The sequence below is a fragment of the Testudinibacter sp. 'clade 2' genome (assembly GCF_006227735.1).
Taxonomy (GTDB): domain Bacteria; phylum Pseudomonadota; class Gammaproteobacteria; order Enterobacterales; family Pasteurellaceae; genus Chelonobacter.
The window spans coordinates 1-10,601 of sequence record NZ_VDHB01000026.1; the positions used below are offsets into that span (position 1 = coordinate 1).

Sequence of the window (10,601 nt, forward strand, 5' to 3'; positions counted from 1 at the left end):
ACGAATGAGTGCTTGTGTAATAGAAGATAATCGATACCCAATCAACTGGTAAAGATATATCCCCCAGATAATGATCAAGCCGATAATAAACAATGAGAAAAGTAAAATTGACAAGATATAATTTGAAAGATGATATTGGATTTTTTCAGAAACAGAGTTAACCTCTTCTATTTTATCCTGTGCTAGCTTTGTATAACCTGCATCAATATTTTTCACTAATGCATCTATTTGATTAACTAAAAATAGAATTCTCCAATTTATATCAGCTAACTTATTTGCATTATTGGTAAGTTCTAAAAAAATAACTTCAACCTTTTTCCATTCTGACTCAATCTCAGGATGTGCGCTCATGTCCGGCAAAAATGAAAATATTGCTCGGATACTTAGAAATGTACTGGGTGAAAAAGAGCTATGGGTTGCATCCTCAATTAAATTTTCAATTGAGGTTACTTGCGTAAGAAATTCTTGCGAAAAGGAATCCGAAAGTGCGGTACGTTTTGCCAACCTTTTCATATGGCGAATATGCAATAAGCTTTGGTTTAGCTGGCTGCTAATAGTAGTGTGAATAACATGGCGCTGATAAGCTTGATTCAACAGTTCCTTGATACTTTTTTCCAATGTATGGATAAAATCAATAATATTAGCAAAGCGGGCATTTTCTTGCGGTGTTGTTTTAGTTTGAATCTCATTAAGAATTTGATGGACTTGTTGAATATGTCGCTCTAGCTGATCAGACGCTTCTTTATACTCTAAGGCCCTAATCGTTTGGCTTAAACGGGTGGAATAAGTGGAAATTTGTGACGTTTTAACCCCCAACGTCATCGATGAGAACATTTGATTTAGTGATCTATCTCGCAAATTTGATAAAGAGTTATACGTATTATTCAAACCGATAACCGCACTTACACTAATCAGTATGACCAGAACAATCGCCACCATAACGAAAAGAGTTAGCCGTAATTTTACCGTATAACGCCTTGTTATAAAAAGATTTTTCAAATTTATCATTCTCATCTCACCATCTGAATACTCTAAATTTTTTATTATGCTATCCATTGTAAATATTTTTTGTTGTCGAATTATGACAATTATGAATGAACATCAACATTTTCTGTTCATATTAATATGCTTAACTGTTCACACGTTAGAGCGGAGGGTTACGTAAATGGCACAAACTCAGATCGATCACAACCTGCAAAAACCATTATTAGAAATGAGAGGAATTGCTAAACGATTTGGAAGTTTCTATGCGCTACAAGATGTTAACTTAGAAATTTATCGTGGCGAAATTCATGCCTTGATGGGCGAAAATGGCGCTGGTAAAAGCACCCTAATGAAAATTTTGGCTGGCGCTTACACTTCCAGTGCTGGTGAAATTTATATTGAAGGTGAACAATTTCCTATTTCTTCGCCTAAAGACGCCATTCGTGCCGGAATCACCTTAATTTATCAAGAAATTCATTTATCGCCCAATCTCACTGTTGCAGAAAATATTTTTTTAGGACGAGAGTTAAAAAACTTATTTGGGCTAAATCGTGCACAGATGGAGAAAGAGGCACAGCAAGCTTTGGAGCGGTTAGGGGCTCAATTTTTATCTTCACAGAAAGTGTCCTCTTTAACCATAGCCGAACAACAACAGGTTGAAATTGCGCGTGCATTACACCGTAATAGTCGCGTGTTGGTTATGGATGAACCCACTGCTGCGCTGTCATCACGGGAAACCGAACGACTATTTAGCTTAATTAAAAAATTACGTAGTGAAGGGCTAGCAATTATTTATATTAGCCATCGCATGGCGGAGATTTATGAGCTTGCCGATCGAGTCAGCGTGTTACGTGATGGAAGATACGTCGGTTCTTTGATTAAACAGGAAATTAATTCAGATACGTTGGTTCAAATGATGGTGGGACGTCCTTTAACTGATTTATTCAATAAAGAGCCTGCTCAAATTGGGAAAGAAGTCCTTCGGGTTGAAAATTTATCTGATAATCATAAAGTGAAAAATGCTTCATTAGTTGTTAATGCCGGCGAAATTGTCGGATTAGCGGGGCTAGTCGGTGCTGGGCGCTCAGAATTGGCACACCTACTCTTTGGGGTGACTCAACCAACCACCGGAAAAATATATCTTAACGGTGGAGAAATCAGTTTCAGTTCACCACGCGATGCCATTATCCATCACGTTGCTTTATTGCCAGAAAATCGTAAGGAAGAAGGGTTATTTTTAGATTTAAATATTTTTAAAAATATCACCATGGCAACGATTGAACGAGATGCCACTATGATGGTGATTAATGAAAGCAAAGGACGTCATGAAACGGAGCAAGCTATCAGCGGGCTGAATATCCGTGTTCCCAATGCCAATGTCACCGTCAATGGTTTATCCGGTGGTAATCAGCAGAAAGTCTTGCTTTCTCGCTGGCTTGCTATTCATCCTAAATTACTGATTTTAGACGAACCAACACGTGGCGTTGATGTTGGCGCTAAAAGTGAAATCTATCGGATGATGACTGCAATGGCACAAAAAGGCATCGCTATTTTAATGATATCGAGTGAGTTACCTGAAATTATCGGAATGAGTGATCGTGTTTATGTCATGCGCGAGGGTTATATTGCAGGTGAAGTACAACGAGAGAATCTCAGTCCGGAAAAAATTATGTCGTTTGCCTTTGGCACCAATAAATTAGCCAGTTAATAGATGTAAAAGGAGAAATAAAATGGGAACCACCACAGCCAAACCGAAGATGAAAAAACTGGCTATTGCAGATGTTATGCAAGCCGTAGGAATTCTACCTATTTTAATATTAATCGTGATTGTTTTTTCATTTGTCGCACCGAATTTTATGACTGAAGCCAATATGATGAATATTACTCGTCAAGCTTCAATTAATATTGTTCTTGCTGCCGGCATGACTTTTGTCATTTTAACGGGCGGAATTGATCTCTCCGTCGGTTCTATTTTAGGTGTCACGGCCGTACTCGGGTTGGTCTCATCATTAAACCCCTTGCTCGCCCCTTTTGCAATACCCATTGCATTACTTGCCGGTTTAGGCATGGGAGTATTTAATGGTTTATTAGTTGCCTTTGCCGGATTACCGCCCTTTATTGTTACTTTGGGCACCTATACCGCACTTCGCGGAGCTGCCTATCTGGTGGCAGATGGAACTACCGTAATCAATTCCAAAATCTCCTTTGCTTGGATAGGGAATGGTTATTTAGGTTCAATACCCTGGCTGGTCATTATTGCATTTGCTGTTATTGCTATCTGTTGGTTTATTTTACGCCGCACTACCCTCGGCACACACATTTATGCTGTTGGCGGCAATTTACAAGCAGCTCGACTGACAGGGATTAAAGTTTCGTTAGTTTTAATATTCGTTTATGCTGCCAGCGGACTATTGTCCGGCTTAGGTGGTGTAATGAGCGCATCTCGTTTATACAGTGCCAATGGTAACCTTGGGATGGGGTATGAACTGGATGCAATTGCAGCCGTTATCTTAGGTGGTACAAGCTTTGTCGGTGGCATCGGCACCATCACCGGTACACTAGTAGGTGCATTAATTATTGCAACCTTAAATAATGGCATGACATTAATGGGGGTGTCTTACTTCTGGCAACTCGTCATTAAAGGCGGCGTTATCATCATTGCTGTATTGATTGATAAATATCGCACTCGTTCCTCTTAATTAATTATCTCTACAGGAGAATTTATATGAAATTAAAAACTTTAGCAGCTGCTGTGATGTTAGCCATGACTCCTTTTGTACAAGCAAAAGAATTAAAATCTATCGGCGTAACGGTAGGGGACTTAGCCAATCCATTTTTTGTCCAAATTGCCAAAGGTGCGGAATTAAAGGCAAAAGAGCTAGCGGGTGATCAAGTGCGAGTAACGTTGGTTTCTAGCGGCTATGATCTTGGTCAGCAAGTTGCACAAATTGATAATTTTATCGCTGCTAAAACCGATATGATTATTTTAAATGCCGCTGATTCCAAGGGAATTGGTCCCGCCGTTCAGCGCGCTCGTGATGCTGGTATTGTCGTTATCGCAGTCGATGTCGCCGCAGACGGTGCAAATGCAACGGTTACGTCAAATAACTATCAAGCGGGTGAAATTGCTTGTCAGACTATTGTTGATAAATTAAATGGTAAGGGTGATGTCGTCATTATTAATGGACCGCCAGTCTCTGCCGTGCAAGATCGCGTTCAAGGCTGTATGGACGTTTTTGCTAAAAATAAGAGCATTAACCTGCTTTCTTACAACCAAAATGCCAAAGGAAGTCGTGAAGGCGGCTTGGAAGTTATGACCTCTTTACTGATCGCCCATCCAAAAATTAATGCGGTATTTGCCATCAATGACCCGACTGCAATTGGTGCTGATTTAGCGGCGAAACAAGCACAACGTAGTGAATTCTTTATCATGGGGGTAGATGGTTCACCGGATGGTGAAGAGGCATTAAAACAATCTGACAGTCTGTTCTTAGGCACACCTGCACAAGATCCACAAGTGATGGCGGCAGAAGCGGTGAAAATTGGTTATGACATTTTACAAGGCCAAGCTGCCCCCAAAGAGGCTGTGTTAATTCCCGTAACATTAATTACCCGAGAAAATATTAAAGATTATAAAGGCTGGACAGTTAAATAATTATATCCAATATGAATAGGGGAATTTTATACCCCTATTCATGACTGATACTGCAAGAGAAAATATAGCCAACGCCTCTGACAGTTTGGATATACATAGGAGATTTTGCATTAGGTTCAATTTTTTTGCGTAGGCGCATAATTAATACATCAATAGTACGGTCAAAAATTTCTAAACTTTCACTATGTGTTAATTCTAACAATTTTTGACGCGATAGAATTTTCTGAGAATGTGAAACTAGGGCATGAAGTAACGTATATTCTCCCTGTGTTAATTCAATTTCTTGTTTGGTTGGAGAGAATAATTTATGGTTTTCTGTATCTAAAAACCAATGATTAAAAGAAAAACCTCTTTTTTTATGTGGCGTCATGGTAATGGAAGTTAGGGTTCGACGAATAGCCGCTTTTGCCCTAGCAACAACAATACGTGGATAGAATGGTTTTGCGATATAGTCATCAGCCCCCATTTCTAGCCCGACAACAATATCAGATTCACTGCCTAACCCGCTCAACATAATAATTGGAACAGAAGTAATAGATTTGATTTTTTGTAATAGCACCAGCCCATTAGTATCGGGCAAAATAAGATCTAATAAAACTAAGGAAAAATATTCTTGTTGAAGTAATGTTAAAGCACAATCTCCGGTTTGGACTGTTTTGACGAGATAGCCATGTTCATCAAAAATATCCGTCAGAAGATCACAAATTTGTAGGTCATCATCAATAATAAGGATTCTATTTTGCATACTTTAAGCCATTAGTAATCAATTGCATGGAGTATATAAAATTTTAATCAACTCATAAATATAAAAATGAATAAGAGGCAACTATGCGTATCGGTATTGATTTAGGTGGGACAAAAATTGAAGTCATCGCACTTTCCGATCAGGGCGTTGAACTGTTTCGTAAACGCGTTGCCACTCCTCGAGGCTCTTATTCCGATACATTGGCGGCAATAAAAGGATTGGTGGATGATGCAGAAACAGCAACCGGACAACAAGGAAGTGTGGGTATCGGTATTCCCGGCACAATATCTCCTTTTACCGGAAAAGTTAAAAATGCCAATTCAACCTGGCTGAATCAACAACAATTGGATCAAGATCTCTCCACACTTTTACAACGAGAAGTCAGAATTGCCAACGACGCCAATTGTATGGCGGTATCAGAGGCAACCGATGGTGCCGGAAAAGGTAAAAATATCGTACTCGCACTCATTTTAGGGACTGGCTGCGGTTCCGGCATCGTTATCAACGGGAAACCTCATAACGGTGCCAACGGCATCGGTGGAGAGTGGGGACATAATATATTGCCTTGGCAAGACGAAGAGGAATATGCCGTTACTCAATCAACGCCATGCTACTGTGGTAAGCACGGCTGCATCGAACAATTTATTTCAGGCACAGGATTGTGTGATGACTATGAACGTCGTAGTGGTGTCCGCCTGCAAGGTCATGAAATTCTTTTATTATCCGAGCAAGGCAATTCGCTTGCCGAACAATCAATCTGCGCCTATGAACGACGTTTGGCAAAATCCCTAGCCGCCTACATTAATATACTGGATCCTGATGTGGTCGTACTGGCTGGCGGGGTCTGCAATATGGAACGTTTATACCGCAATGTACCCAATTTATTAAATGACTATATTTTCGGGCGAGAATGCTTTACTGAAATTAAGAAAGCGGTACATGGCGATTCAAGCGGCGTAAGAGGAGCCGCTTGGTTGTGGCCAATAAAAGAGGATAAACATCAAGCGTCTTGATTCATCCCAATTCAACTTAATTATAGCCGTTCAACAGAGATAAGAGGACATAATATGAAACGTTCAGAAATCAACGCAGCCATTCAGTATGCCAAAGCGATAATGATAAAACATCGTTTCTATCTGCCCAAATTTGCCCATTACGATCTAGCTGAATGGAAAGCCAGCAGTGTTTGCGGACGGCAAGAAATCTTGCAAGCCCATTTGGGCTGGGATGTGACGGATTTTAATCTCGGCAATTTTACCAAATGCGGTTTAACCTTATTTACGCTACGGAATCAATCCCCTGATAACCAAAAAATGTACGCAGAAAAAATAATGGTGGTGCAAGAGCAGCAAATTACACCGATGCATTACCATTGGAAAAAAATGGAGGATATTATTAATCGAGGAGGTGGGGATTTAATGGTTCGCTTGTATAAGCGGCATCCACAAACCGATCTGCTTGATGAAGAGGCAGAACTCAACGTAGCCATAGACGGACAATATATTAACTTACCGGCAGGAGGAACCGTCTGCCTACAACCGGGACAAAGCATCTGCCTGCCCCCAATGCTTTATCATAGTTTTTGGGCTGAGCAAGGGGTTGTACTCGCCGGAGAAGTTTCAATGGCAAATGATGATTTAACCGATAACCGTTTTCTTGAACCTTTGGGGCGATTCTCCAATATTGAGGAAGACGAAAAGCCAATCCATTTACTTTGCAGCGATTACCAGCAATATCTTTAAGGAGGATATGATGGCATTACTTAATTTGAAAGAGATTCTTGCAGTTGCGGCTCAACATCGCTTTGCTGTTGGTGCATTTAACGCAATTGACTCAAATTTCATTGATGCAGTTTTTGATGCTGCAATCGAACAGCAATCTCCTGTTATTATTAATGTGGCGGAAGTGCATTTACCTTATATTGATATCTATGCCACTTCTGACTATATCAAGAAAAAAGCTGAGTTATCAGGCATTCCTGTCTGTCTCAATCTCGATCACGGACTCACCTTTAAAACCATTGAAACTGCCGTAGCATGTGGCTTTTCCTCTATCATGTTTGACGGTTCACATCTGCCTTATGAAGATAATATTATTCAGACTCGCAAAGTTGTCGAACTCTGCCGCCAGCATAATATTTCCGTTGAAGCTGAACTCGGTGCCGTTGGTGGAGACGAAGGCGGAGCGCTAGAAAGCACCGCCGATACCGCACTTTACACAGATGTAGAACAAGCCGTTGAATTTGTCAAAGAAACACGCATTGATGCCCTTGCCGTGGCGATAGGCAATACCCACGGTAAATATAAAGGCATTCCTAAATTAGACATAACACGCTTACAGCAAATAAACCAAGCAATCAATATCCCTTTAGTACTACACGGCGGATCCGGCTTAAGCGTTGCCGATTTTCACCAAACCATCGAACATGGAATTTGCAAAATCAACTTTTTTACCGGTATGTCGCAAGTTGCGCTAAGCAGCATCGAAGCCGATATCACTAATGCCAATTTAGCGCAAAAATATAATTATTATCTAATCATGATGGAAAATATGCAAAAAGCGATTAAACAAACTGTTGCTGAACAAATGGCAATCTTCCACAGTGTTGAGAAGGCTAAATTGTATGGATAAACGCCATGGTATTCTTGCTATTGGTAATCTGCTGATTGACCGCACATTAGTGATTTCAGATTACCCTCAAGAAACAATGTTAACCACCATCTCTGAGATCGAGCAGCATTGCGGTGGCGGTTGCACCAATATCCTGTTTAATCTTGCCACCCTTGATCCTGATTTACCGCTCTTTTTAAGCGGAGCGGTCGGTGAGGATCAAGAAGCGCAATTTATTTTAAACCAGGCAAAGGCGCATAATATTAATATTGAGGCGGTTTGCAAAGTAGTACAACCTACCTCTTTTACCGATGTCATGATCAACAGTCAAACAGGTGACCGCACTTTTTTTCATTATGTTGGTGCAATGGAATCGTATGGTAAAGAACAGCTTTTAAAGTCTAATCAATCGGCAAAAATTGCACATATTGCCTATTTACCCTTGTTGCCCGCTTTGCTGAATGACGATTTAGCAGACACTTTGCAAGCACTGCGACAACAAGGGTTGCTGCTTTCGATTGACCTTGTCTCTGTGCGTAATAAAACGGTATTTTCTGACTATATACGCCCTATTTTATCCTGTATTGACTTTGTGATTATCAACGATATCGAAGCCAAAATTTTACTTGAAATGGAAAACCTCCCTGCTACAAAAGAAAATTTAGCCTACCTCGCACAGAAAATTTTCCAATTGGGTGTCAAGCGCACAGTGATCATACACAGTCCTGAATGGGCTGTGGCTTGTGATCATACAGATAAGCCAATTGCTGTAGCCTCTTACTGGCTAAATAAACAGGATATTATCAGTACATTAGGCGCAGGCGACGCATTTTGTGCAGGTTGCTTGTATGGCTTGCATCAGGATTTTCCATTAGAACAGACGCTAAAATTAGGACACTGTTTAGCCTATTTCAACCTATTTTCTATTTCAGCAACCGGTGGCGCAGTAACATACGCTAAAGCTATGCGCTTTTTAGCAAAATAACTGCGTAATTTCGGCTCGATTCCCTTTTATGGAGTGTAATTATGTACCTCGGCATTGATTTAGGCACGTCTGGTGTCAAACTGGTGTTATTAGACGAGCGGCAAACCATTGTCGCCACTCATTCGACCGCACTTGCGCTCAGTCGTCCGCAGCCGCTGTGGTCGGAGCAACATCCACAGGACTGGTGGCAAGCGGTCAATACGAGTATTCCCGCCCTAAAAAACCAGCATGATCTCAAACAGGTTAAAGCTATCGGGCTGACTGGGCAAATGCACGGTGCGGTGATCCTCGATCAACAAAACAATCCGCTCTCTCCGGCAATTCTATGGAATGATGGGCGTAGTTTTGCCGAATGTCAGGAATTGGAACAGCAAGTACCGACTTCACGTTGCATTACCGGTAATTTAATGATGCCCGGTTTTACCGCACCTAAGTTAAAATGGTTTAAAAAACATCAACCTGAGCGTTTTCAAAACATTCATAAAGTGTTATTGCCGAAAGACTATTTGCGCTTGTTGATGACCGGACGTTACTGCTCGGATATGTCTGATGCCGCCGGAACCATGTGGTTAGATGTTGGCAAAAGGGTGTGGAGCAACGAATTATTATCGGCCTGCGGATTGTCGATAGAACAGATGCCGGAATTACTCGAAGGCAATCAAATTTCTGGTCACTTGTTGCCCGATATTGCCGAACAATGGGGTATGAACCCGGTTCCGGTGGTTGCCGGCGGCGGTGATAATGCCGCCGGTGCGATTGGCGTTGGGTTATATAAAGCGGGGCAAGCCATGCTGTCGCTCGGCACTTCCGGGGTCTATTTTGTGGTCACGGATAAATTTGTCAGCAATCCGGAAAGTGCGGTGCACAGCTTCTGCCACGCCCTGCCTGAACGTTGGCATTTGATGTCGGTGATATTGAGTGCTGCAGCTTGCGTCGATTGGGCAAACCAAGCGCTTGGCATTCACGATATACCGCACTTTTTCGAGCTTGCGGCCAGTGCCGACGATTCCGGTGTAATTTTCTTGCCTTATTTATCCGGCGAAAGAACACCACATAACGACCCTTACGCCAAAGGCGTATTCTGGGGCATAGATCACAACAGCACTCAGGCGACACTGGCAAAAGCGGCGTTGGAAGGCGTCAGTTTTGCCTTGGCGCAAGGCATCGAGGTACTGCACGCAAGCGGCGTTTCGGCCGACAACATCACCCTAATCGGCGGCGGTGCCAAAAGCCATTACTGGCGGCAACTATTGGCGGATATCAGCGGAAAAACCTTGGAATACCGCCAAGGCGGCGATGTCGGCCCCGCACTGGGCGCGGCAAAGTTGGCGCAAATTGCGTTACATCCGGAGAAAGCGATAGCCGATTTTTGTCCGCCTTTAGTATTGGAACACATTTATCAACCGAATCCGGCAAGACAGGCGTATTACCACAGCAAAAAGGCTCGTTTTAACCAGTTGTATCAGCGCTTGAAAGGTTTTATCTAACTAGGGTCTGTTGATCTTTGTTTATATTTTGAGTTGTCGTTTAAAATGAGCACAATCTAGGCGTAAGCCGAAATCAATAGTGGGACTATTGATGAGGGTTACAACGACGAGTGTGCTTATTTTAAACACAATCCG

Annotated in this window: 9 protein-coding genes and 1 pseudogene; 8 read left to right on the plus strand and 2 right to left on the minus strand. The window is 41.8% G+C overall.

The genetic code is table 11. The features are described 5' to 3' along the window. Positions 1-1,056, minus strand: a pseudogene (locus FHQ30_RS03090) (ATP-binding protein); the annotation flags it as partial. Positions 1,057-1,165: 109 nt separating this feature from the next. Between FHQ30_RS03090 and FHQ30_RS03095 the strand changes: the two are divergent. From FHQ30_RS03095 to FHQ30_RS03105, 3 genes are read left to right on the plus strand one after another with little or no spacing between them, the layout of a single operon-like run. Next, positions 1,166-2,692: a sugar ABC transporter ATP-binding protein gene (locus FHQ30_RS03095; RefSeq protein ID WP_139611333.1), complete on the plus strand. Its 1,527-nt coding sequence runs from the start codon at positions 1,166-1,168 to the stop codon at positions 2,690-2,692. Positions 2,693-2,714: 22 nt separating this feature from the next. Beyond that, a complete protein-coding gene (locus FHQ30_RS03100; protein ID WP_139611334.1) occupies positions 2,715-3,683 on the plus strand; it encodes an ABC transporter permease subunit in 969 nt (322 codons plus the stop codon). Positions 3,684-3,709: 26 nt separating this feature from the next. Next, a complete protein-coding gene (locus tag FHQ30_RS03105; RefSeq protein WP_139611335.1) occupies positions 3,710-4,639 on the plus strand; it encodes an ABC transporter substrate-binding protein in 930 nt (309 codons plus the stop codon). A gap of 34 nt (positions 4,640-4,673) precedes the next feature. Here the strand turns inward: FHQ30_RS03105 and FHQ30_RS03110 are convergent, their stop codons facing one another. Beyond that, positions 4,674-5,384: a response regulator gene (locus FHQ30_RS03110; RefSeq protein WP_139611336.1), complete on the minus strand. Its 711-nt coding sequence runs from the start codon at positions 5,382-5,384 to the stop codon at positions 4,674-4,676. A gap of 83 nt (positions 5,385-5,467) precedes the next feature. Here FHQ30_RS03110 and mak point away from each other — a divergent pair, with 83 nt between their 5' ends. Genes mak through xylB form a run of 5 tightly spaced genes read left to right on the plus strand, consistent with a single transcriptional unit; the run spans position 5,468 to position 10,466 of the window. Continuing rightward, positions 5,468-6,397 (plus strand): fructokinase, encoded by a 930-nt coding sequence (gene mak / locus FHQ30_RS03115; protein ID WP_139611337.1) that lies wholly within the window; start codon positions 5,468-5,470, stop codon positions 6,395-6,397. Between the two features lie 54 nt (positions 6,398-6,451). Then, a complete protein-coding gene (locus FHQ30_RS03120; RefSeq protein WP_139611338.1) occupies positions 6,452-7,126 on the plus strand; it encodes a D-lyxose/D-mannose family sugar isomerase in 675 nt (224 codons plus the stop codon). 10 nt (positions 7,127-7,136) lie between these two features. After that, positions 7,137-8,015 (plus strand): ketose 1,6-bisphosphate aldolase, encoded by an 879-nt coding sequence (locus tag FHQ30_RS03125; protein WP_139611343.1) that lies wholly within the window; start codon positions 7,137-7,139, stop codon positions 8,013-8,015. Continuing rightward, a complete protein-coding gene (locus tag FHQ30_RS03130) occupies positions 8,008-8,979 on the plus strand; it encodes a carbohydrate kinase family protein (RefSeq protein ID WP_139611339.1) in 972 nt (323 codons plus the stop codon). Before FHQ30_RS03125 ends, FHQ30_RS03130 begins: the two co-directional genes overlap by 8 nt. Before the next feature lie 41 nt (positions 8,980-9,020). Beyond that, complete coding sequence (xylB, locus tag FHQ30_RS03135; RefSeq protein ID WP_139611340.1) at positions 9,021-10,466, plus strand: xylulokinase; 1,446 nt, start codon at positions 9,021-9,023, stop codon at positions 10,464-10,466. Positions 10,467-10,601: the final 135 nt, after the last annotated feature.

Coding starts and splice junctions, on each gene's coding strand:
- FHQ30_RS03095 (WP_139611333.1), top strand. CDS start 1,166: ATGGCACAAACTCAGATCGATCACAACCTGCAAAAACCATTATTAGAA.
- FHQ30_RS03100 (WP_139611334.1), top strand. CDS start 2,715: ATGGGAACCACCACAGCCAAACCGAAGATGAAAAAACTGGCTATTGCA.
- FHQ30_RS03105 (WP_139611335.1), top strand. CDS start 3,710: ATGAAATTAAAAACTTTAGCAGCTGCTGTGATGTTAGCCATGACTCCT.
- FHQ30_RS03110 (WP_139611336.1), bottom strand. CDS start 5,384: ATGCAAAATAGAATCCTTATTATTGATGATGACCTACAAATTTGTGAT.
- mak (WP_139611337.1), top strand. CDS start 5,468: ATGCGTATCGGTATTGATTTAGGTGGGACAAAAATTGAAGTCATCGCA.
- FHQ30_RS03120 (WP_139611338.1), top strand. CDS start 6,452: ATGAAACGTTCAGAAATCAACGCAGCCATTCAGTATGCCAAAGCGATA.
- FHQ30_RS03125 (WP_139611343.1), top strand. CDS start 7,137: ATGGCATTACTTAATTTGAAAGAGATTCTTGCAGTTGCGGCTCAACAT.
- FHQ30_RS03130 (WP_139611339.1), top strand. CDS start 8,008: ATGGATAAACGCCATGGTATTCTTGCTATTGGTAATCTGCTGATTGAC.
- xylB (WP_139611340.1), top strand. CDS start 9,021: ATGTACCTCGGCATTGATTTAGGCACGTCTGGTGTCAAACTGGTGTTA.